This is a genomic window from Streptomyces sp. NPDC007929, from assembly GCF_042959065.1.
GTDB lineage: Bacteria > Actinomycetota > Actinomycetes > Streptomycetales > Streptomycetaceae > Streptomyces.
In genome coordinates this window covers 666,057-686,825 of sequence record NZ_JBIBKD010000003.1, presented here as the reverse complement: position 1 = coordinate 686,825, position 20,769 = coordinate 666,057, and the positions used below count along the sequence as shown (strand labels likewise).

Genomic DNA, 20,769 nt, shown 5'->3' with positions numbered 1-20,769 from the left:
CCCGCACGAGATCTTCGTGCTGCCTGGGGGCATGTCTTGCTGTTCCGCGACTCTGCCGCAACGGTCGCCGCCGAGTGCCACTCCGGTGCCCTGTTCTTCCGTCTGACGGAGCAGTTCGTTCACGTGCACGGCCACAAGCCCGGTTCGTCCGAGGTGCGCTCGTGGGAGCGGAGCATCCCCGCGCTGGCGAGCGTGCTCAACGATGCCGGTCTCGGGGACGTGGAGGTGCTCCTGGAGTACGGACTACCGCTGAACAGCAAGCGGGCCGATGCCGTGCTGGCCGGTGTGCACCCCGTTACCGGTCTCCCGTCGTACGTCGTCGTGGAGTTGAAGCAGTGGAGCAGCGCGGAGCCTGACGACGACGATCCCTCGCTGTGCCGCATCGACTCTTTCGCCCGGGCGGTCCTCAATCCGATCGACCAGGTACGCGGCTACTGCGAGTACCTCATCTCCTTCAACGGCACTCTCGCCGCACATCCGGAACGCGTCCACGGTGCCGCATACCTGCACAATGCCACCGAGTTCGGCGTCAATGGGCTGTTCGAGGTCGAGCAGGACCAGTACGGCCAGCTCTTCATCGGGGCACGACGTGGCGAGTTCATCGACTATCTGCGGACGAAGCTGGGGCCGCGGGCCGGCACGTCCGCCGCGGACGAGCTGATCAACGGGAAGGTCGGCCCCTCGAAACAGCTGATGGCCGTGGCCGCTCAAGAGGTTCGAGAGCGTGAGCAGTTCGTGCTGCTGGACGAGCAACGGATCGCGTACCGCACAGTCCTGAACGCCGTACGTCGCGCCAAGCAGTCCGACCACAAGGAGGTCGTGATCGTCACCGGTGGGCCGGGCACCGGAAAGAGCGTCATCGCGCTTTCGCTTCTCGGTGAGCTGTACCGGCAAGGAAGCACCGCGCTGCACGCCACGGGCTCCAACTCGTTCACTACCACCATGAGGAAGGTCGCGGGCTCCCGGAAGCGTGAGGTGAAGGACCTCTTCAAGTACTTCAACAGCTTCATGACCGCCGAACGCAACAGTCTCGACGTCCTGATCTGCGACGAAGCTCACCGCATGCGTGAGACATCCGCCAACCGCTACACACCCGCGTCGAACCGTACCGGCAGAGCCCAGATCGACGAACTCATCGATGCGGCACGCGTCCCGGTTTTCCTGCTCGACGAGCACCAGGTCGTTCGGCCCGGCGAGATGGGCACAGTCGCGGAGATCATGGCGGCCGCCACAGCGAAGGGGCTCGACTGCCGGGTGGTGCACTTGGACAGCCAGTTCCGCTGTGGTGGCAGCGACGCGTATCTGCGCTGGGTAGTGCGGCTGTTGGGGCTTGAGCCAGGCGGCCCCGTGACATGGGAGCCCGACGACAAGATGCAGCTCATGGTCGCGGACAGCCCCCAGGAGTTGGAGGCATTCCTCGACACTCGCCGCTCACGGGGATACAGCGCGCGGATGTCCGCCGGCTACTGCTGGAGATGGACGAAGAAGGTGCCACCCGGGCAGGCGCTGCCGGCCGACGTCGTCATCGGGGACTGGGAACGGCCCTGGAACGTCTTCGGTGACCGGTCCATCGGCGGAGCACCTCCCGCCGCTCTGTGGGCAACCGATCCGGCCGGTTTCGGACAAGTGGGCTGTGTATACACAGCTCAGGGCTTCGAGTACGACTGGAGTGGCGTCATCATGGGTCCCGACCTGGTGTGGCGCGGCGACCGCTGGATCACCGACCGTTCGGCGTCCAAGGATCCGGTGTTCAAGAGGTCCACCCCAGACGCGGATGTGGACCGGCTGATCCGCAACACGTACAAGGTCCTGCTGACGCGAGGGATGATCGGCACGGTGGTGTATTCGACCGATGCCGAAACCCGCCAGAAGCTCAGGACCCTGATCGGCGCAACCTTGAGTGTCCCGGCCGAAACCCGCTGAATCAGCGACGAGGAACGGCAAAGGGCCCGTCTCACTCGACGGGCCCCTTCCTGGTCGCCTCTGCGACTACACGTTGAACCTGAACTCCACCACGTCCCCGTCCTGCATCACATACTCCTTGCCCTCCATGCGGGCCTTGCCCTTTGCTCGGGCCTCCGCCACCGAACCCGTCTCCACCAGGTCGGCGAAGGAGATGACCTCCGCCTTGATGAAGCCCTTCTGGAAGTCGGTGTGGATGACGCCGGCGGCCTCGGGGGCCGTGGCGCCCTTCTTGATGGTCCAGGCGCGGGATTCCTTGGGGCCGGCGGTGAGGTACGTCTGGAGGCCCAGCGTGCGGAAGCCGACGTGTGCCAGGGTCGCGAGGCCCGGCTCCTCCTGGCCGACGGACTGGAGGAGTTCCAGCGCCTCGTCCTCGTCGAGCTCGGCGAGGTCCGCCTCCAGCTTGGCGTTGAGGAAGATCGCCTCGGCCGGGGCGACCAGGGCCCGCTGCTCGTTCTTGAAGTCGTCGTCGGTCAGCTCGTCCTCGTCGACGTTGAAGACGTAGAGGAACGGCTTGGTGGTGAGCAGGTGCAGGTCGTGCAGGAGCTCCTCGTTGCCGGAGCCCTGGACGATGCCCGCGGAGAACAGCGTGTCGCCCTTCTCCAGGATCTCCTTGGCCTCCTCGACGGCCTTGACCTTCGGCGCGATGTCCTTCTTGATGCGCGACTCCTTCTGGAGGCGCGGCAGGACCTTCTCGATGGTCTGCAGGTCCGCGAGGATCAGCTCGGTGTTGATCGTCTCGATGTCGTCCTTCGGCGAGACCTTGCCGTCCACGTGCACGACGTTCTCGTCCTTGAAGGCGCGGATGACCTGGCAGATCGCGTCGGACTCGCGGATGTTCGCCAGGAACTTGTTGCCGAGGCCCTCACCCTCCGACGCGCCGCGCACGATGCCGGCGATGTCGACGAAGTCGACCGTGGCCGGGAGGATCCGCTGGGAGGAGAAGATCTCCGCCAGTTTCGTCAGGCGGGGGTCGGGGACTCCGACCACGCCGACGTTGGGCTCGATCGTGGCGAACGGGTAGTTGGCCGCCAGCACGTCGTTCTTGGTCAGGGCGTTGAACAGGGTCGACTTGCCGACATTCGGCAGACCGACGATTCCGATCGTGAGCGACACGTTGCGACTTCCCGTGAGTGGAGGGCCAGGGGGCCAGGGGACCGGCCGATCCACCAGTCTACGGCGTGTCCGGAACCGCCCGGGCGACCTGTCGAACGCTTGGCCAAGCCGTGTCCGACGGCGTGTCTGAAGGCCTATTCGGCATATTGAACGACCTAAGTTGGTCCAGTGGAGCAATACAGGACGCGATCTCCCCAGTACGGACCGCGACGGGACCGGCCCCGGCCGCCCCGGCAACCCGTGCCGTCCCAGGCGGGACGGGGAGCGGGCGGCGAGCCCGTGCGCGCGGCCCGGCCGCCGGGGCCTCCGGGACCGCGGCGCCGCCCGATGCCGGTACGACGACCCGCGCCCGCTCCGGCACCCGCCGCGGGTGGGCTGCCGAACCCACGGTTGACGGGCCTGGGCAGCGGGCTGTTCTGCGCGCTGGTGATGTTCCTGCTCGGCGCGCTCTGCTCGGCGCTGTTCGGGGCCTCCCTGACGGCGTACGGCGTGCTGTTCCTGCCGGTGAGTGCGCTGACCGCGCTCTGGGTGCGCCGGGGGGACCTGATGACCGCGCCCGTGGTGGTGCCGATCGCGTTCGCCGTGGGGCTGCTGCCGGTGGCCGGCGGCGAGGACGGGACCGGCGGCACGCTGATGGGCCTGGTGACGGCACTCGCCACACAGGCCGGCTGGCTCTACGGAGGCACCCTCATCGCCGGGCTGATCGTGATCGTGCGGCGGATCCGGCTGGTGCATCGGCGGCGGACGGCGCGGTCCGCGTCGGCGTCCGTGTCCGCGTCCTCGTCCGCGCAGACGGCGGGGGCCCGGCCACGGGTGTGACCTCCCGTGGCCCGTCCGGGGTGGTCCCCGCCCATGGGTCCGGGTGACCAGCCCTGTGGTCCGGGGCAGCTAGCCCAGTGGCCCGGGTGACCCCCGACCCACTGGGCCGGGTGACCGACCCCGTGACCCGGGGTGGCCAGCCCCGGGACCGGCCGCCGGTCTGAACTCCTGGCGTCCGAGACGCCGCGCCCCGGCTTCCGTCGCCGCCGGATGCGGCTAGTGTCCGGCCGCCCGCATCGCCGCGCCCACGATCCCCGCGTTGTTCTGCAACTGCGCCGGGACGATCTCCGCCTTGATGCCCTCGATGTGGGGCAGGAACTTGTGGGCCTTGCGGCTGACTCCGCCGCCGATGATGAACAGCTCCGGCGAGAACAGCATCTCGACATGGGCGAGGTACTTGCGCACACGGTGCACCGCCCAGTGCTCCCACGTCATGTCGTGGTCCTCGCGGGCCTTGCTGGAGGCCCGCTTCTCCGCGTCGTGCCCGTCGAGCTCCAGGTGGCCCAGCTCGGTGTTGGGGACGAGTACGCCATCGACGAAGACCGCGCTTCCGATGCCGGTGCCGAGGGTCAGCAGGATCACCGTGCCCCGGCGGTCGCGGCCTGCGCCGAAGTGCATCTCGGCGACGCCCGCCGCGTCCGCGTCGTTGACCACCGTCACCGGCAGTCCGCCCAGCCGTTCGCCGAGCAGCGCGCGGGCGTCGGTGTCGATCCAGCTGTCGTCGACGTTCGCCGCCGTGCGGATCGTGGCGCTGTCCGTGACGACGCCGGGGAAGGTGACCCCGATCGGGCCCGTCCAGCCGAAGTGGTCGACGACCTGCTTGACGCCGTCGGCCACCGCGTCGGGTGTGGCCGGGTGCGGGGTGAGGACCTTGTGGCGCTCCTGGGCCAGGTCGCCCTTGTCCAGGTCCACCGGGGCGCCCTTGATCCCGGATCCGCCGATGTCCACTCCGAAGATCTGCATGGCCCTACGTTACGACGTACGACTGACAGTCACAGGCCGGACAGCGGTGCTGCCCGGCCCGTCCCCGATCACTCCTCGATCACTCCTCGATCACTCCCCGGAATTTTCACCGGTTCCTGCGCCGCCGCGCTCGGCGACCAGCGTCGCGGCTTCCTCGCGCAGGTCGCGGCGGAGCTCCTTGGGCAGGGAGAACGTGATGGACTCCTCGGCCGCCTTGACGATCTCGACGTCCTCGAAGCCGCGCCGGGAGAGGAACTCCAGGACCTGCTCGACCAGGATCTCCGGGACGGAGGCACCCGAGGTGACGCCGACCGTGGTCACGCCCTCCAGCCAGGCCTCGTCGATCTCGTCGGCGAAGTCCACGAGGTAGGCCTCGCGGGCACCGGCGATCTTGGCGACCTCGACGAGCCGCTTGGAGTTGGAGGAGTTGCGCGAGCCGACGACGATGACCAGCTCCGACTCGGCGCCCATCTGCTTCACGGCCAGCTGGCGGTTCTGCGTGGCGTAGCAGATGTCGTCGCTGGGCGGGGAGATGAGCTGCGGGAACTTGTCCTTCAGGGCGTCGACGGTCTCCATGGTCTCGTCGACGGACAGCGTGGTCTGGGAGAGCCAGACGACCTTGGAGGGGTCGCGGACCTCGACCTTGGCCACATCGCCCGGCCCGTCCACGAGCTGGATGTGGTCGGGGGCCTCGCCGGAGGTGCCGATGACCTCCTCGTGGCCCTCGTGGCCGATCAGGAGGATGTCGTAGTCGTCGTTCGCGAAGCGGACGGCTTCCTTGTGGACCTTGGTGACGAGCGGGCAGGTGGCGTCGATGGTGGCGAGCTTGCCGCGCTCGGCCTCTTCGTGGACGACGGGGGCCACGCCGTGCGCGGAGAACATGACGATGTTCCCCGGGGGCACTTCCTCCGTCTGCTCGACGAAGATCGCGCCCTTCTTCTCCAGGGTCTGCACGACGTACTTGTTGTGGACGATCTCGTGCCGGACGTACACCGGAGCGCCGTACTGCTCCAGGGCTTTCTCGACGGCGATCACGGCGCGGTCCACACCCGCGCAGTAGCCACGGGGGGCGGCGAGCAGGACACGGCGGCCAGGCGAAGCAGACATGCGTCCCATCGTAAGGCCGCGTTCGGCGGGTCAAAGATCGCGTCCGTGTGGAGTCCCCGGGAAGACTGAGACGGTGCGGCGCGTGTGACGTACGGCGGGAGCGGAGGCGCGATGTCCGAGGCCGGTCCCACGACCGGAACGCGGGGCCGGGCCAGCGACGGCGAGTCCGCGCTGCGGCGCAGTCTCGGCTTTCGTGACCTGGTCGTCTACGGGCTGCTGTTCATCGCCCCGATGGCCCCGGTGGGCGTGTTCGGCACGCTGGACGCCAAGTCGCACGGCGCGGTCGCGCTGGTCTACGTCGTCGCCACGATCGCGATGGCGTTCACCGCGTTCAGCTACGCGCAGATGGTCCGGGTGGTCCCCCAGGCGGGCTCGGTCTTCGCCTACGCGCGTGCCGGGCTCGGGAACGGGGCCGGGTTCGTCGCGGGCTGGATGGCGATGCTCGACTACGTCCTGATCCCCGCGGTCGCCTATCTGTTCTCCGGGGTCGCGATGAACGCGCTGGTCCCGGAGGTGTCGCGGTGGGTGTGGACGGCACTGGCGGTGGTGCTGACGACGCTGCTGAACCTGTGGGGCGTACGGGCCGCCGCCCAGGTGGGCTTCGTGGTGCTGGCGATGGAGGTCGTGGTCCTGCTCGTGTTCGTGGTGTCGGCGGTCGTGGTGCTGGCCCGGGACGGCACCCAGCGGGACTGGCTGTCGCCGCTGACGGGGGACGGCACGCAGGGGGCGTTCGCGCTGTCGGCGCTGCTCGGGGCGGTGTCGGTGGCGGTGCTGTCGTACCTCGGGTTCGACGCGATCGCCTCCTTCGCTGAGGAGGCCACGGGCGGCTCGGCGAGGATCGCGCGGGCGCTGTTGTTCTGCCTGGTGCTGGCGGGTGTGCTGTTCCTCGCCCAGACGTACCTGGTGGCCCTGCTGGAGCCGGTGTCGTCGGCGCGGCTGGCGGCGGAGCCGGGGCGGCAGGGGTCGGCGTTCTACGACACCCTGGACGCCTCGGTCGGCACCTGGCTGCACGACCTGGTCGCGGTGAGCAAGGCGATCGGTGCGGCGTTCGCGGCGCTGGCGGGGCAGGCCGCGGCGGGCCGGCTGCTGTTCGCCATGGGACGCGACCGGCGGCTGCCGCACGTGCTGTCCCGCACGAGCGATGGGGTGCCCCGGGTGGCACTGCTGTGCGCGGCCGTGGTGACCCTGGCGGCGGCGGTGTGGGCCGCCCGTCACGACGACGGGATGGACCAGCTGGTCTCGGTGGTCGACGTCGGCGCGCTGACGGCGTTCACGTTGCTGCACGCGAGCGTGGTGGGCTGGTTCGCGGTTCGGCGCCGGGGTGGGCCGGTGGTCCTGTGGCGCCATGTGCTGGCTCCGGTGGCGGGAGCGGCGATCACGATCGCCGTGATCGTGGCGGCCTCGGGAGCCGCCCAGGTGGTGGGCGCGGTGTGGCTGGCGGTGGGGTTGGTGGTGCTGGCGGCGCAGGGGAGCCGACGGGACGTGCCGCCGCCCGCGCCGCCCGCGTGACCCGTCGATCGCGTGACCCCTTGATCGCGTGACCCGTTCTATCGCGTGACCTGTCGATCGCGTGACCTGTCGATGCCGGCGGTACACGCGAGATCGCCAGCCCCCTGACGGGCCGACACCGGCAGCACAGGCGAGCCCGCGAGCCCCTGCCGGACCGCGAACCAGCAGCACTGGCAACCCCGCGAGCCCCTGCCCAGCCGCTTTCCGGCAGCACGGCAAGCCCGCGAGCCCGCGAGCCCCTGACGAGCCGATACGGCAACGCGGCTGAGCCTTGTTGTCGGTGGTGCCCACTACCCTCGCGGCATGGCTGTGAACACGACTCCGGAAGCACCGCTGCCCGTCGGCGAGGTGTCGCGGCTCATCGGGGGCTGGATCGACCGGCTCGGGGCGGTGTGGGTCGAGGGGCAGATCACGCAGTTGTCGCGGAGGCCGGGCGCGGGTGTGGTGTTCCTGACGCTGCGGGACCCGTCGTACGACATCTCCGTCGGCGTCACCTGCTACCGGCAGGTGTTCGACGCCGTCGCGGACGTGGTGAGCGAGGGCGCCCGGGTCGTCGTCCTCGCCAAGCCCGAGTGGTACGCCCCGCGCGGGCAGCTGTCGCTGCGGGCCGCCGAGATACGGCCCGTCGGGGTCGGTGAGCTGCTCGCGCGCCTGGAGCAGCTGAAGAAGGCCCTCGCGCGCGAGGGGCTGTTCGCGGCGGAGCGCAAGAAGCCGCTGCCGTTCCTGCCGCAGCTGATCGGGCTGGTCTGCGGGCGGGCATCGGCCGCCGAGCGGGACGTCCTGGAGAACGCCCGGCACCGCTGGCCCGCCGTCCGCTTCGAGGTGCGCAACGTCGCCGTGCAGGGCGTGCACGCGGTGCCGCAGGTCGTGCAGGCGGTGAAGGAGCTCGACGCGATCGACGACGTGGACGTGATCATCGTGGCCCGGGGCGGCGGCAGTGTGGAGGACCTGCTGCCGTTCTCCGACGAGCAGCTGATCCGGACGGTCGCGCAGTGCCGTACGCCCGTGGTGTCCGCGATCGGGCACGAACCGGACAATCCGCTGCTGGACCAGGTCGCCGATGTGCGCGCCTCCACCCCGACCGACGCCGCGAAGAAGGTCGTGCCGGACGTCGGCGAGGAGTACGAGCGGGTGCGGCTGCTGCGGGACCGGGCGCGGCGGTGTGTGGCGGCACTGGTGGACCGGGAGGAGCGGGGGCTGGGGCACGCGCTGGCGCGGCCGTCGATGGAGGATCCGCACCGGATGATCGACGTGCGGGCCGACCAGGTGGCGGATCTGCTCGACCGGGGTCGGCGCTGTCTGCGGCATCAGCTGGACCGCGCCGACTCGGAGCTGGCGCACACGCACGCGCGCGTGGTGGCCCTCTCCCCCGCCGCGACCCTGAAGCGCGGGTACGCCGTGTTGCAGCGGGCGGACGGGCACGCGGTCCGCGACCCGGGCGAGGTGGAGGCCGGCGAGGCCCTGCGCGCGCGGGTCTCCGAGGGTGAGTTCTCCGTACGAGTGGACACATAGGGTGGGTGGATGACCAGCGAGGTTGACGAGACACCGGGCACCGGCGAGGCGCTCGGGTACGAGCAGGCGCGGGACGAGCTGATCGAGGTCGTCCGGCGCCTGGAGGCGGGCGGTACGACGCTGGAGGAGTCCCTGGCGCTCTGGGAGCGCGGCGAGGAGCTCGCCAAGGTGTGCCGGCGCTGGCTGGACGGGGCCCGGGCGCGGCTGGACGCGGCGCTGGCGGAGGAGGCCGCGGAGGGCGAGGTCGCGGAGTAGCGCGGACCTCGCGAACTGCGGAGCAGCCGGCACCGCAGGAGCAGCGGAGCAGCCGGGACCGCAGCAGGGCAGCCGGGACCACGGGAACAGGGGTGACACACGACACCCTCACGTTAGTTGAACGTTGAACTTCACTCGCGTACGGTCGTGAACGTCAGCCGATCTTCCGGACCGACCGTCGCGAGAAAGTGCGCTCATGTCCCTCGTTCTTGACCCCGCCGCCCAGGACCTGCTGTTCCGTGAGGCCCGATCCGCCAACACCTTCACCGACGAGCCGGTGACCGACGAGCAGGTGCAGGCGATCTACGACCTGGTCAAGTACGGTCCGACCGCCTTCAACCAGACCCCGCTGCGCATCACCCTGGTCCGCTCCCCCGAGGCCCGCGAGCGCCTGGTGCCGCACATGGCCGAGGGCAACCGGCCCAAGACGGCGACCGCCCCGCTGGTGGCGATCCTCTCCGCGGACAACGAGTTCCACGAGGAGCTGCCGACGCTGTTCCCGGCCGCGCCGCAGATCAAGGACGTCTTCTTCACCGAGCGCCCGGTCCGCGAGAACGCCGCCGCGCTGAACGCCGCGCTCCAGGCCGCGTACTTCATCGTCGGTGTCCGTGCCGCCGGTCTCGCCGCCGGCCCGATGACGGGCTTCGACTTCGAGGGCGTCCGCAAGGAGTTCCTGGACGACGACCACACCCCGCTGATGGTCGTCAACATCGGCCGCCCCGGCCCGGACGCCTGGCACCCGCGCTCCCCGCGCCTGGACTTCGACCAGGTCGTCACGACCGTCTGACCGACGCCGTCCCAGCAGACGGGTACGAGGAGGGCCCCCGGCAGCTGCCGGGGGCCCTCCTCGTACGCCTCTACTTCGTCTCCAGCGCCTCGGCCATCTTCGTCAGCTGCGCGAACGACGCGGTGCCCGTCACGACCGTCGTGGAGCCCTTGGTGCCCTCCAGGACCAGCGCGTCGTAGCGGCCGCCCTCGTAACGGGTCCAGGTCTCGCCGCGGATCTTCTCGGTCTTCCCGGTCTCGTGCGCGCCCTGTGTCGCCTCGTCCAGGAACACGGGGCGGCGCTGAGTGGACTGCTCGACCGCCACGTACTCCCCTTCGGGGTCGTGGAAGCCGAGGTGCCATGCGTCGAACTTGTCGCCCTGGAAGCGTACGGAGGTGGCCTTCCACGCGTCGGACAGGCCCTCGGGCGCGGCCACGGGGTAGGAGGCCGCGCGGCGTGCCGTGAGCAGTTCGACCCGATAGTCGACGGCCTTCACGTCGGGCGCGCTGTCGTCGTGCGGGATGAAGAGGTACACGAAGCCCGCCACCAGGATGATGACCCCCATGGAGAGGATCATGTCCCGCGCCGTCTTCTGCTTGCCGTTCGTGCCTGCCACGCCCCCTATCGTCGCAGGTGCCTGCCGCGCTCATCCGTGGGGGCCCCTGCTCATTTTGCGGACTCGGAGATATATTCGGGCGACACACCCTCATCCGGCCGTCGTCGTACAGAAAGGTGCGCTCCGATGACCGAGCACCATCATTTGCCGTCCGAACTCGATGTGCCCTCCGAGGCTCCCGACCGCAACCTCGCCCTGGAGCTGGTCCGGGTCACCGAGGCGGCGGCGATGGCCGCGGGCCGTTGGGTCGGGCGGGGTGACAAGAACGGCGCCGACGGTGCCGCGGTGCGCGCCATGCGCACCCTCGTCTCCACCGTCTCGATGAACGGCGTCGTCGTCATCGGCGAGGGCGAGAAGGACGAAGCCCCGATGCTGTTCAACGGGGAGCGCGTGGGCGACGGAACCGGGCCCGAGTGCGACATCGCCGTCGACCCGATCGACGGCACCACGCTGACGGCGAAGGGCATGACCAACGCGATCGCGGTGCTGGCCGCCGCCGAGCGTGGGTCGATGTTCGACCCGTCCGCCGTCTTCTACATGGACAAGCTCGTCACCGGGCCGGAGGCGGCCGACTTCGTCGACATCAACGCCCCGGTGTCGGTGAACATCCGCCGGGTCGCCAAGGCCAAGCGGTCCGCGCCGGAGGACGTGACGGTGGTGATCCTCGACCGGCCGCGGCACGAGGGCATCATCAAGGAGATCCGGGAGACCGGGGCGCGCATCAGGCTGATCTCCGACGGCGACGTGGCCGGGTCGATCCTGGCGCTGCGCGAGGGCACGGGCGTCGACCTGCTGCTCGGCATCGGCGGTACGCCGGAGGGCATCATCTCGGCCTGCGCCGTGAAGTGCCTCGGCGGCACGATCCAGGGCAAGCTGTGGCCCAAGGACGACGAGGAGCGGCAGCGGGCGATCGACGCGGGGCACGACCTCGACCGCGTGCTGACGACCGAGGACCTCGTCACCGGCGAGAACGTGTTCTTCGTGGCCACGGGCATCACTGACGGGGAGCTGCTGCGGGGGGTTCGCTACCGGGCGGAGACCGCCACGACCGACTCGATCGTGATGCGGTCGCGCTCGGGCACGGTCCGCCGGATCTCCTCCGAGCACCGGCTGAGCAAGCTGCGTGCGTACAGCGCGATCGACTTCGACAAGGGCAAGTAGCCTCCGGCGAACCCAGGCCGGCCCGCGAACGCGGGAAGGGCGTCCCCGGTGCGGTGGGGACGCCCTTTCGTTGTGTGCGCGTCCGGCGGTGCTCGCCGTGGGCGGTTCGCGGCACGCGGCACGCCTCTCGTGGCGCGCCCGACGCGACGCTCGTTTCGTCGCGCGCGTTCCAGGTCGCGCCTTAGGCGGCGCGCCTGACGTGACGCTCAGATCCCGGCGCGCGGCTCGTCGGGTTCGTTCCGCAACCGCGATCAACGGCACCCGTTCCGGCGCGCGTTGAAGGACACGCGTTGCGTCGCGCCCGCTTCGCCGCGCCCGCTCCGCGTCGCGCGCTCCACGGCACGTCTTACCCGACGTGACGTTCGGCCGGCTCGCGTTCCGCGGCACGCGGTTCGCCGCGGCCTTGCGCGCTTGCGCGCTACGCCGGAGTCACCCCGCTGCGGCTATCTGGTTCGCCGGGCGGGTGGTTTTCTTCAGTTCCATGTCGCGGCGGCGGCGCCTGGCCAGGACCACTCGGCGTTCGGCGGCGGTGAGGCCGCCCCAGACTCCGTAGGGTTCGGGCTGGAGCAGGGCGTGTTCGCGGCACTCGACCATCACCGGGCAGCGGGCACAGACCCGTTTCGCGGCTTCCTCTCTCGACAGCCGCGCGGCGGTCGGCTCCTTGGAGGGGGCGAAGAACAGCCCCGCCTCGTCACGCCGGCACACCGCCTCGGTGTGCCACGGGGCGTCTTGGTCCCTGTCTCGCGCTGGCACCCGCGGGGCCGGAACGGCAGCTACCTGCACGGACGAATGCGGCGGTTGCAGCACGGTCTACTCCTGACGACGGCTTCGCGAGCGAGAGACGATGCAGCAAGGCCTACCCGCTGTACGCGCGCCTATGCACTGAGTTCCGAACCGCCGGATCGGAGGGATTCGCGACTGTCAATGCCCCAGGTGTTTGCGCAAACTCCTGTCGACCTTGCGGTGCACCCGGTCCAGGATGTCCGCCACGACCTTGCCCCGCCGTGGTCGCGCCTCGACGCTGCCGAGGACGGCCCAGCCGTCGACGTAGACGATGGGGGCCTCCGGGTCGCCCGAGTCGAGGGTGGCCACCTCGAAGCTGCCGAGGACGCCGCCGCCGGTGCCGCGCAGCGACACGTTCTCCGGGACGCGGATGTCGACGCTGCCGAAGATCGCGAACGACTTGACCATGACCTGCTGGTGGTCGAAGAGTGCCTCGCTGAGGTCTATCTCGACGCTGCCGAAGATCGCGTACGCGTGGATCCGGCGGCCCGCGCGCCAACGGCCCTTGCGGACGGCGCTGCTGAACACCGCGACCACGTTGTCGTCCGCGTCGATCGGGAGGGCGCCGGCCGTGGGGCGCAGAGGGGCCCGGGCGTGGGCGGGGCCGGGGCTGTGGTGGTGGGCCGCCGGCAGATCCCGTATGAACGCCTCCAGTTCGCCGACGGTCTTGGCGCGCAGCACCCCTTCGACGCGCTCGGCGTGCTCGTCCGCGGTGAGGCGGCCCTCGGCCAGGGCGTCGTGCAGGATGTCGGCGATGCGGTCGCGCTCGGCGTCGGAGGCACGGAGCGCGGCGCCGTCGGGCTCCTGCTCCTGAAGATCCCGTGCCTGAAGATCCTGTGCCTGAAGATCCCCTGCCTGGAGATTCCCTGCCTGGAGATCGCGTGCCTGAGGGTCCCGCTTCCGCAGGTCCGGCTTCTGAACTTCCCGCTTCTGAAGGTCCACGACAGCAGCGTACCGAAACACGATAGATCGCGACACCCCTCGTTCACACCTCCGGTGTGACGAACTGAGCCTTACCTCACAAGCTCACCCGCAGCGGCAGGTTCTACGCTGGTTGGCGCCCGCCAAAGGAGGCGGGCCGCGTCTGTCGAGTGAGGAATGGGCGAGATGCCTGAGTTCGCGTACACCGATCTGCTCCCCCAGGGAGAGGACACCACCCCCTACCGGCTGGTGACCTCCGAGGGTGTCTCCACGGTCGAGGGGCCGGACGGGCGGACCTTCCTCCAGGTGGAGCCGGAGGCGCTGCGCAAGCTCGCCGAGGAGGCCATCCACGACATCCAGCACTACCTGCGCCCCGCCCACCTCGCCCAGCTGCGCCGCATCATCGACGACCCCGAGGCGTCGGGCAACGACAAGTTCGTCGCGCTGGACCTGCTGAAGAACGCGAACATCGCGGCGGCCGGTGTGCTGCCCATGTGCCAGGACACGGGCACGGCGATCGTGATGGGCAAGCGTGGGCAGAACGTGCTGACGGCCGGTCGTGACGAGGAGGCCCTGAGCCGCGGCATCTACGACGCGTACAAGAACCTGAACCTGCGCTACTCGCAGATGGCCCCGCTCACCATGTGGGACGAGAAGAACACCGGCTCCAACCTGCCCGCGCAGATCGAGCTGTACGCGGCCGACGGCGGCGCCTACAAGTTCCTGTTCATGGCGAAGGGCGGCGGCTCGGCCAACAAGTCGTTCCTGTACCAGGAGACGAAGGCCGTCCTGAACGAGGCCTCCATGATGAAGTTCCTGGAGGAGAAGATCCGTTCGCTGGGGACGGCGGCCTGCCCGCCGTACCACCTGGCGATCGTGGTGGGCGGCACGTCCGCCGAGTACGCGCTGAAGACCGCGAAGTACGCCTCCGCGCACTACCTGGACGAGATCCCGGCCGAGGGTTCCGAGCTCGGGCACGGGTTCCGGGACAAGGAGCTGGAGGAGAAGGTCTTCGAGCTGACGCAGAAGATCGGCATCGGTGCGCAGTTCGGCGGCAAGTACTTCTGCCACGACGTGCGTGTGGTGCGCCTGCCGCGGCACGGCGCGTCCTGCCCGGTGGCCATCGCCGTGTCCTGCTCGGCCGACCGGCAGGCCGTCGCGAAGATCACCGCCGAGGGTGTCTTCCTGGAGCAGCTGGAGACGGACCCGGCGCGGTTCCTGCCGGAGACGACGGACGAGCACCTGTCCGCCGGCGACGACGACGTGGTGAAGATCGACCTCAACCAGCCGATGGACACGATCCTCGCCGAGCTGACCAAGTACCCGGTGAAGACCCGCCTGTCCCTGACCGGTCCGCTGGTCGTGGCCCGTGACATCGCGCACGCCAAGATCAAGGAGCGGCTGGACGCGGGCGAGGAGATGCCGCAGTACCTGAAGGACCACCCGGTGTACTACGCCGGTCCGGCCAAGACGCCCGAGGGTTACGCGTCGGGGTCCTTCGGCCCGACCACGGCCGGGCGGATGGACTCCTACGTGGAGCAGTTCCAGGCGGCGGGCGGTTCCAAGGTGATGCTGGCCAAGGGCAATCGCAGCAAGCAGGTCACGGCCGCGTGTGACGCCCACGGCGGCTTCTATCTCGGCTCGATCGGCGGGCCTGCGGCTCGTCTGGCCCAGGACTGCATCAAGAAGGTCGAGGTCGTCGAGTACGAGGAGCTCGGCATGGAGGCCGTGTGGAAGATCGAGGTGGAGGACTTCCCGGCTTTCATCGTGGTCGACGACAAGGGCAACGACTTCTTCCAGGACCCGGCCCCGGCGCCGACGTTCACGTCGATTCCGGTGCGGGGCCCCGGGCTGGCGTAGTGCCCCGGGCGCGGCGGGAAGCGGATCCCGCCCCCGCCGCCCCTACCCTTCCCATCCCCAGGGGCTACCGCCCCTTCAACCCCGCCCAGCAGCGGAGCCCCCGGCCCGGGGGCTCCGGGCGGCCGCCCCTGCCCGTTCCCACCTCCAGTTGCTGCCGCCCCGTCAACCCCGGGGGGAAGCCCCCTGGGCCCAAGCCCCAGACACCCGGGCCCGCACAGTGCCTCAGGCGCGACAGGACGCGGATCCCGCCCCCGCCGCCCCTACCCATTCCCATCCCCCGAGGGGCCGGCGCCCCTTCAACCCCGCCCCAGCGGCGATGCCCCCGCCCCCTGCCTCAGGGCCGGCCTGGTGCCTCAAGTGCGGCGGGGACGAGGACTCCGCCACCGCCGCCCGCCCCGGTTCCCGTCCGTTCCCGGGGCGGAGCCACCTGGCCCCCTGGTCCCCGACCCTGAGGCCCCCGGGCCCCGGGTCCCGAGCCCCGAGCCCCGGGTCCCGGGCGGCCCCGGGCGGCCCCGGGCCGGTCAACGCCGCACATGCCCATTCCCGTTCTCGTTTTCCCGTTCCCGTTTCCCGTCCCCAGGGGCGAGTGCTGAGCCCCCTCCCCTCCGGGCGCCGACGCGCGCACGCCCTCCCCCCCCCACGTCCATTCCGGTACGCAGCCCCGGACTCCCCCGGCAGCGGCGGTGATGAATCTGCTTCACAGGGAACAGTGGTCGCGGCGCTGACGCTGTGACACGTGGAGGTGATCGTCGATGACCGACGAGCAGGGCAGGACCGAGTACCGCATCGAGCACGACTCCATGGGTGAGGTGCGGGTGCCCGCGCACGCCAAGTGGCGGGCGCAGACCCAGCGGGCCGTGGAGAACTTCCCCGTCTCCGGGCAGCGCCTGGAGCGCGCGCACATCGAGGCGCTGGCCCGTATCAAGGGCGCCGCGGCCAAGGTCAACGCTGAGCTGGGGGTCCTGGACAAGGACATCGCCGGGGCGATCCAGGAGGCCGCCGGGGAGGTCGCCGAGGGGAAGTGGGACGCGCACTTCCCGGTCGACGTGTTCCAGACCGGTTCCGGCACCTCGTCCAACATGAACACCAACGAGGTCATCGCCACCCTCGCGAGCGAGCGGCTGGGCAGCGGCGTGCATCCGAACGACCACGTCAACGCCTCTCAGTCGTCCAACGACGTCTTCCCGTCCTCGATCCACATCGCCGCCACGGCCGCGGTGACGCGGGACCTCGTCCCGGCGCTGGAGCACCTCGCCGCCGCCCTGGAGCGCAAGGCGGAGGAGTTCGCCGACGTCGTGAAGTCGGGGCGGACGCATCTCATGGACGCGACGCCGGTGACGCTGGGGCAGGAGTTCGGCGGGTACGCCGCCCAGGTGCGGTACGGGATCGAGCGGCTTGAGGCCTCCCTCCCGCGGCTCGCCGAACTGCCCCTCGGCGGTACGGCCGTCGGCACCGGCATCAACACTCCGCCCGGCTTCTCCGCCGCCGTGATCGAGGAGGTCGCCCGCACCACCGGGCTGCCCCTGACCGAGGCGCGGAACCACTTCGAGGCACAGGGCGCCCGGGACGGCATCGTCGAGACCAGCGGGCAGCTGCGCACCATCGCGGTCGGGCTGACGAAGATCGCCAACGACCTGCGCTGGATGTCCTCCGGGCCGCGCACGGGTCTCGCGGAGATCGCCCTGCCCGACCTCCAGCCGGGGTCCTCCATCATGCCGGGCAAGGTGAACCCGGTCACTCCCGAGGCCGTGCTGATGGTCGCCGCCCAGGTCACCGGCAACGACGCCACCGTCGCCACGGCCGGTGCCGCCGGGAACTTCGAGCTCAACGTGATGCTGCCGGTCATCGCCAAGAACGTGCTGGAGTCCATCCGGCTGCTCGCCAACGTGACACGCCTGCTCGCCGACCGGACCGTCGACGGCGTCACCGCGAACCGCGAGCGGGCGCGGGAGTACGCCGAGTCGTCCCCCTCGGTCGTCACGCCGCTCAACAAGTACATCGGCTACGAGGAGGCCGCCAAGGTCGCCAAGAAGGCCCTGGCCGAGCGGAAGACGATCCGCCAGGTCGTCCTGGAGGGCGGGTACGTGGAGCGCGGTGACCTGACCGCGGAGCAGCTCGACGAGGCGCTGGATGTCCTGCGGATGACACACCCGTGACGCGAGGGCGCGTTCGTGTGCCCGGCGCGTGAACCATGACACGCGCCGCAGCGTCGTATGCCTGTGGCACCTAATATCTGTCCATGGCAGACGGTGGAGCGATGAGACGCGTGGAAACGGGTGGTGCGGCAGGCTCCTGGGCGCCCGGGAGCCGGATCCTGTGGCGGTACCGGGAGAACGGCGGCACGCAGGTGCACATCGCGCGCCCCGTCACCGTCGTACGGGACGACGCCGAGCTGCTCGCCGTGTGGTTGGCGCCCGGCACCGAGTGTGTGAAGCCCGTGCTCGCCGACGGCACGCCCGTGCACCTGGAGCCGCTGGAGTCGCGGTACACCAAGCCGCGGACCGTACAGCGCGGCCGGTGGTTCGGCACGGGCGTGCTGAAGCTGGCCCGGCCCGGCGAGCCCTGGTCGGTGTGGTTGTTCTGGGAGCCGGGCTGGCAGTTCAAGAACTGGTACGTCAACCTGGAGGAGCCGCTGTCCCGTTGGGCGGGCGGTGTGGACTCCGTCGACCATTTCCTGGACATCTCCGTCCATCCCGACCGCAGTTGGCACTGGCGGGACGAGGACGAGTTCGCCCAGGCCGTCAGGGACGGGTTGATGGACGACCAACAGGCGGAAAAGGTACGCGCGGCGGGCCGGGACGCCGTGAAGGTGATCCGCGCCTGGGGGCCGCCGTTCTCGGAAGGCTGGCAGCACTGGCGCCCGGATCCGTCCTGGGCGGTACCGTCACTGCCGGAGGACTGGGATCGTACGCCCGCGCATGTGTCCTCATGAGACCCTTGATGCGCCCCCGGGCAAGAAACGTAGGATCGTCCTCCGCAAGGGCGCGCGGCGGCAACTACCTGAGCACGCGCTGGGCTTGACCGATCGTCACCGAGGGGCGGCAGGACGTGAGCGAGGGGTACGAGGGCAACACCGGCAGGGCCTGCGCCACGGGCCCCAGGGGCCGTCGGACGGTCCCTGAGGGCCGCAGACGGTCCGCCGGTGGCACAGGAACAACCTCTGACCACGCGGGAATTCCGTTCCTGGGGCACGTAATCCGGGTATCGGAGTTTCGGCGGGACCAACTGCGTGCACGGCGCGCAGCCCCGGACGGATGGATTCGACACGCGTGACGGAGCAGCCGACCTCGTTCGAACGCCCCCAGGCGGGCGTCGACCCCGTGGATCCCCGCGGGGCGTTCGTGCATACCCCGGCACCGGCGCGTGCGCCCGGCGCCGGCACCTTACCGGTACAGGGCCGCCCCGGCGGCGACGTCAGCGTTCCGGTCACGACGGCACACAGCACGCCGGGCACGTCGGAGCCGGGCACCTCCACGCCGTTCGGCAAGGGCAAGGACACCGTGAGCGACCCCGCCTTCGAGCACTCCCAGCCAGGTGCCGAGCAGACCGCCGAGCGCGACACGCCTCGGCCACGCCCCGCCCCCGAGGGAATCCCGGTCCAGCCGGCCGACGAACAGGACCGTCCGGGGGTGAGCACCGACGGGCAGGAGCGCCGCAGCGGCCAGAGCCTGCCGCCCGGCCGGCCCACGCCCATGCGGCGGGACGGCGACCGGCTCAGGTTCGTGGGGGCCGCCACCCGGCGGATCGCCCGCGGCATCGACCTCGACGAGATCGTGATGGGGCTGTGCCGGGCCACCGTGCCCACCTTCTCGGACGCGATCCTGGTCTATCTGCGCGACCCGCTGCCCGTCGGCGACGAGCGGCCCACCGGCCCGCTGGTGCTGCGGTTGCGCCGCACCGACCGGATACCGGCGGAGCGCGACACCGAGAACGGCTTCCAGCCGGCCGCGCAGCCCGAACCGAACGAGCTGGACACGGTCGGCGCCGAGCTGTGCGAGGTGCGGCCCGGCAGCGCGCTCGCGGAGGTGCTGCGCGGGGTGCGCCCGGTGTTCACCGACGCCCCCGCGGCCCGTGCCGCCCTGCCGGAACTGCTGGGTGACGGCGGCGAGTTCGCCGTGCCCGACGGGCAGCGCGCGATCCTCGCCCCGCTGCGCGGCCGGCGCCGGGTCATCGGTGCCGCCCTGTTCCTGCGCCGCCCCGAGCGCATCGCGTTCGAGCCGGACGACCTCCTGGTGGCCGCCCAGCTCGCCACGCACAGCGCCCTCGGCATCGACAAGGCCGTGCTGTACGGCCGCGAGGCCTACATCGCGGACGAGTTGCAGCGCACCATGCTGCCCGAGACGCTGCCCCGCCCGACGGGCGTGCGGCTGGCCTCCCGCTACCTGCCCGCCGCGGAGACGGCCCGGGTCGGCGGCGACTGGTACGACGCGATCCCGCTGCCCGGCAGCCGGGTCGCCCTGGTCGTCGGTGACGTCATGGGCCATTCCATGACGTCGGCCGCCATCATGGGCCAGCTGCGCACCACGGCCCAGACCCTGGCCGGTCTCGACCTGCCGCCGCAGGAGGTCCTGCACCACCTCGACGAACAGGCCCAGCGCCTCGGTGTGGACCGCATGGCGACCTGTCTCTACGCCGTGTACGACCCGGTATCGCACCGCATCACCATCGCCAACGCCGGTCATCCGCCGCCCGTCCTGCTCCATCTGGGCGGCCGTGCCGAGGTGCTGCGGGTGCCCGCCGGGGCCCCGATCGGGGTCGGCGGCGTGGACTTCGAGGCCGTGGAGCTGGACGCGCCCGCCGGTGCGACCCTGCTGCTCTACACCGACGGTCTGGTCGAGTCGCGGCTGCGCGATGTGTGGACGGGCATCGAGCAGCTGCGGGAGAAGCTCGCCGCGGTCGCGCAGCTCACCGGGCCGGACCACCCGCCGCCCCTGGAAGCGCTGTGCGACGAGGTGCTCGACATGCTCGGCCCGGGCGACCGGGACGACGACATCGCGCTGCTCGCCGCCCGCTTCGACGGGATCGCGCCCAGCGACGTGGCGTACTGGTTCCTGGAGCCGGAGGACGCCGCTCCGGGCCGTGCCCGGCGGCTGGCCCGGCGTGCGTTGCAGCGTTGGGGCCTTGAGGAGCTCAGCGACTCCGTGGAGCTGCTCGTCAGCGAGGTCGTCACCAACGCCGTGCGCTACGCCTCGCGGCCGGTGACGCTGCGTCTGCTGCGTACGGACGTGCTGCGCTGCGAGGTCGGCGACGACGTGCCGCAGCTGCCGCGGCTGCGGCAGGCGCGTGCCACCGACGAGGGTGGGCGCGGGCTGTATCTGGTGAACCGGATGGCCCGGCGCTGGGGAGCGACCCGGCTCAGCACCGGCAAGGTGGTCTGGTTCGAGCTGAACCGCGGCTGACGGGGTCGTACGCACGAGAC

Annotated in this window: 17 protein-coding genes; 11 read left to right on the top strand and 6 right to left on the bottom strand. The window is 70.7% G+C overall.

Features of this window, described 5'->3' with window-relative positions:
* Positions 1-36 precede the first annotated feature (36 nt).
* Positions 37-1,923: a DNA/RNA helicase domain-containing protein gene (locus ACFZDE_RS12780; RefSeq protein WP_391199737.1), complete on the top strand. Its 1,887-nt coding sequence runs from the start codon at positions 37-39 to the stop codon at positions 1,921-1,923.
* 66 nt (positions 1,924-1,989) lie between these two features.
* Here ACFZDE_RS12780 and ychF read toward each other — a convergent pair whose 3' ends face one another.
* Positions 1,990-3,078 (bottom strand): redox-regulated ATPase YchF, encoded by a 1,089-nt coding sequence (gene ychF, locus ACFZDE_RS12775; RefSeq protein WP_390993677.1) that lies wholly within the window; start codon positions 3,076-3,078, stop codon positions 1,990-1,992.
* Positions 3,079-3,246: 168 nt separating this feature from the next.
* Between ychF and ACFZDE_RS12770 the strand changes: the two genes are divergently transcribed.
* The gene (locus ACFZDE_RS12770; protein ID WP_391199734.1) at positions 3,247-3,897 is read left to right on the top strand and encodes a DUF6542 domain-containing protein; all 651 of its coding nucleotides are present in this window, start codon (positions 3,247-3,249) and stop codon (positions 3,895-3,897) included.
* Between the two features lie 216 nt (positions 3,898-4,113).
* Here ACFZDE_RS12770 and ppgK read toward each other — a convergent pair whose 3' ends face one another.
* Both ppgK and ACFZDE_RS12760 read right to left on the bottom strand, forming a co-directional pair.
* Complete coding sequence (gene ppgK, locus ACFZDE_RS12765) at positions 4,114-4,860, bottom strand: polyphosphate--glucose phosphotransferase (RefSeq protein ID WP_391199733.1); 747 nt, start codon at positions 4,858-4,860, stop codon at positions 4,114-4,116.
* 90 nt (positions 4,861-4,950) lie between these two features.
* A complete protein-coding gene (locus ACFZDE_RS12760) occupies positions 4,951-5,976 on the bottom strand; it encodes a 4-hydroxy-3-methylbut-2-enyl diphosphate reductase (RefSeq protein ID WP_391199731.1) in 1,026 nt (341 codons plus the stop codon).
* 102 nt (positions 5,977-6,078) lie between these two features.
* On the opposite strand from ACFZDE_RS12760, the gene ACFZDE_RS12755 reads away from it, so the two are divergent.
* From ACFZDE_RS12755 to ACFZDE_RS12740, 4 genes are all read left to right on the top strand, one after another.
* Complete coding sequence (locus ACFZDE_RS12755; protein ID WP_391199729.1) at positions 6,079-7,476, top strand: amino acid permease; 1,398 nt, start codon at positions 6,079-6,081, stop codon at positions 7,474-7,476.
* Positions 7,477-7,779: 303 nt separating this feature from the next.
* Positions 7,780-8,988, top strand: coding sequence for an exodeoxyribonuclease VII large subunit (gene xseA / locus ACFZDE_RS12750; RefSeq protein WP_391199727.1), 1,209 nt, complete (start codon positions 7,780-7,782; stop codon positions 8,986-8,988).
* 9 nt (positions 8,989-8,997) lie between these two features.
* Positions 8,998-9,243 (top strand): exodeoxyribonuclease VII small subunit, encoded by a 246-nt coding sequence (locus ACFZDE_RS12745; protein ID WP_391199725.1) that lies wholly within the window; start codon positions 8,998-9,000, stop codon positions 9,241-9,243.
* Positions 9,244-9,439: 196 nt separating this feature from the next.
* Complete coding sequence (locus ACFZDE_RS12740) at positions 9,440-10,030, top strand: malonic semialdehyde reductase (RefSeq protein WP_390993670.1); 591 nt, start codon at positions 9,440-9,442, stop codon at positions 10,028-10,030.
* 70 nt (positions 10,031-10,100) lie between these two features.
* On the opposite strand, the gene ACFZDE_RS12735 is transcribed toward ACFZDE_RS12740, so the two are convergent.
* Positions 10,101-10,625 carry a DUF4245 family protein gene (locus ACFZDE_RS12735; RefSeq protein WP_390993669.1) on the bottom strand — a complete coding sequence of 175 codons (525 nt, stop codon included), beginning with the start codon at positions 10,623-10,625 and terminating at the stop codon, positions 10,101-10,103.
* A gap of 126 nt (positions 10,626-10,751) precedes the next feature.
* On the opposite strand from ACFZDE_RS12735, the gene glpX reads away from it, so the two are divergent.
* Positions 10,752-11,786, top strand: coding sequence for a class II fructose-bisphosphatase (gene glpX / locus ACFZDE_RS12730; RefSeq protein ID WP_030842703.1), 1,035 nt, complete (start codon positions 10,752-10,754; stop codon positions 11,784-11,786).
* A gap of 429 nt (positions 11,787-12,215) precedes the next feature.
* Here the strand turns inward: glpX and ACFZDE_RS12725 are convergent, their stop codons facing one another.
* Together ACFZDE_RS12725 and ACFZDE_RS12720 are read right to left on the bottom strand one after the other, a co-directional pair.
* Positions 12,216-12,593 carry a WhiB family transcriptional regulator gene (locus tag ACFZDE_RS12725; RefSeq protein WP_391199723.1) on the bottom strand — a complete coding sequence of 126 codons (378 nt, stop codon included), beginning with the start codon at positions 12,591-12,593 and terminating at the stop codon, positions 12,216-12,218.
* Positions 12,594-12,707: 114 nt separating this feature from the next.
* Positions 12,708-13,475 (bottom strand): DUF1707 domain-containing protein, encoded by a 768-nt coding sequence (locus ACFZDE_RS12720; RefSeq protein ID WP_391199923.1) that lies wholly within the window; start codon positions 13,473-13,475, stop codon positions 12,708-12,710.
* Between the two features lie 192 nt (positions 13,476-13,667).
* Between ACFZDE_RS12720 and ACFZDE_RS12715 the strand changes: the two genes are divergently transcribed.
* From ACFZDE_RS12715 to ACFZDE_RS12700, 4 genes are all read left to right on the top strand, one after another.
* Positions 13,668-15,350, top strand: coding sequence for a FumA C-terminus/TtdB family hydratase beta subunit (locus tag ACFZDE_RS12715; protein ID WP_390993666.1), 1,683 nt, complete (start codon positions 13,668-13,670; stop codon positions 15,348-15,350).
* Between the two features lie 752 nt (positions 15,351-16,102).
* Complete coding sequence (locus tag ACFZDE_RS12710) at positions 16,103-17,506, top strand: aspartate ammonia-lyase (protein WP_391199721.1); 1,404 nt, start codon at positions 16,103-16,105, stop codon at positions 17,504-17,506.
* 83 nt (positions 17,507-17,589) lie between these two features.
* Positions 17,590-18,282 carry a DUF402 domain-containing protein gene (locus ACFZDE_RS12705; protein WP_391199719.1) on the top strand — a complete coding sequence of 231 codons (693 nt, stop codon included), beginning with the start codon at positions 17,590-17,592 and terminating at the stop codon, positions 18,280-18,282.
* A gap of 322 nt (positions 18,283-18,604) precedes the next feature.
* Positions 18,605-20,749 carry a SpoIIE family protein phosphatase gene (locus ACFZDE_RS12700; protein WP_390993663.1) on the top strand — a complete coding sequence of 715 codons (2,145 nt, stop codon included), beginning with the start codon at positions 18,605-18,607 and terminating at the stop codon, positions 20,747-20,749.
* Positions 20,750-20,769: the final 20 nt, after the last annotated feature.

What these genes read in the sequence shown, in the direction of transcription:
- ppgK (WP_391199733.1), bottom strand. Translation starts at nt 4,860, where the DNA reads ATGCAGATCTTCGGAGTGGACATCGGCGGATCCGGGATCAAGGGCGCC.
- ACFZDE_RS12760 (WP_391199731.1), bottom strand. Translation starts at nt 5,976, where the DNA reads ATGGGACGCATGTCTGCTTCGCCTGGCCGCCGTGTCCTGCTCGCCGCC.
- ACFZDE_RS12755 (WP_391199729.1), top strand. Translation starts at nt 6,079, where the DNA reads ATGTCCGAGGCCGGTCCCACGACCGGAACGCGGGGCCGGGCCAGCGAC.
- xseA (WP_391199727.1), top strand. Translation starts at nt 7,780, where the DNA reads ATGGCTGTGAACACGACTCCGGAAGCACCGCTGCCCGTCGGCGAGGTG.
- ACFZDE_RS12745 (WP_391199725.1), top strand. Translation starts at nt 8,998, where the DNA reads ATGACCAGCGAGGTTGACGAGACACCGGGCACCGGCGAGGCGCTCGGG.
- ACFZDE_RS12740 (WP_390993670.1), top strand. Translation starts at nt 9,440, where the DNA reads ATGTCCCTCGTTCTTGACCCCGCCGCCCAGGACCTGCTGTTCCGTGAG.
- glpX (WP_030842703.1), top strand. Translation starts at nt 10,752, where the DNA reads ATGACCGAGCACCATCATTTGCCGTCCGAACTCGATGTGCCCTCCGAG.
- ACFZDE_RS12715 (WP_390993666.1), top strand. Translation starts at nt 13,668, where the DNA reads ATGGGCGAGATGCCTGAGTTCGCGTACACCGATCTGCTCCCCCAGGGA.
- ACFZDE_RS12710 (WP_391199721.1), top strand. Translation starts at nt 16,103, where the DNA reads ATGACCGACGAGCAGGGCAGGACCGAGTACCGCATCGAGCACGACTCC.
- ACFZDE_RS12705 (WP_391199719.1), top strand. Translation starts at nt 17,590, where the DNA reads ATGGCAGACGGTGGAGCGATGAGACGCGTGGAAACGGGTGGTGCGGCA.
- ACFZDE_RS12700 (WP_390993663.1), top strand. Translation starts at nt 18,605, where the DNA reads ATGGATTCGACACGCGTGACGGAGCAGCCGACCTCGTTCGAACGCCCC.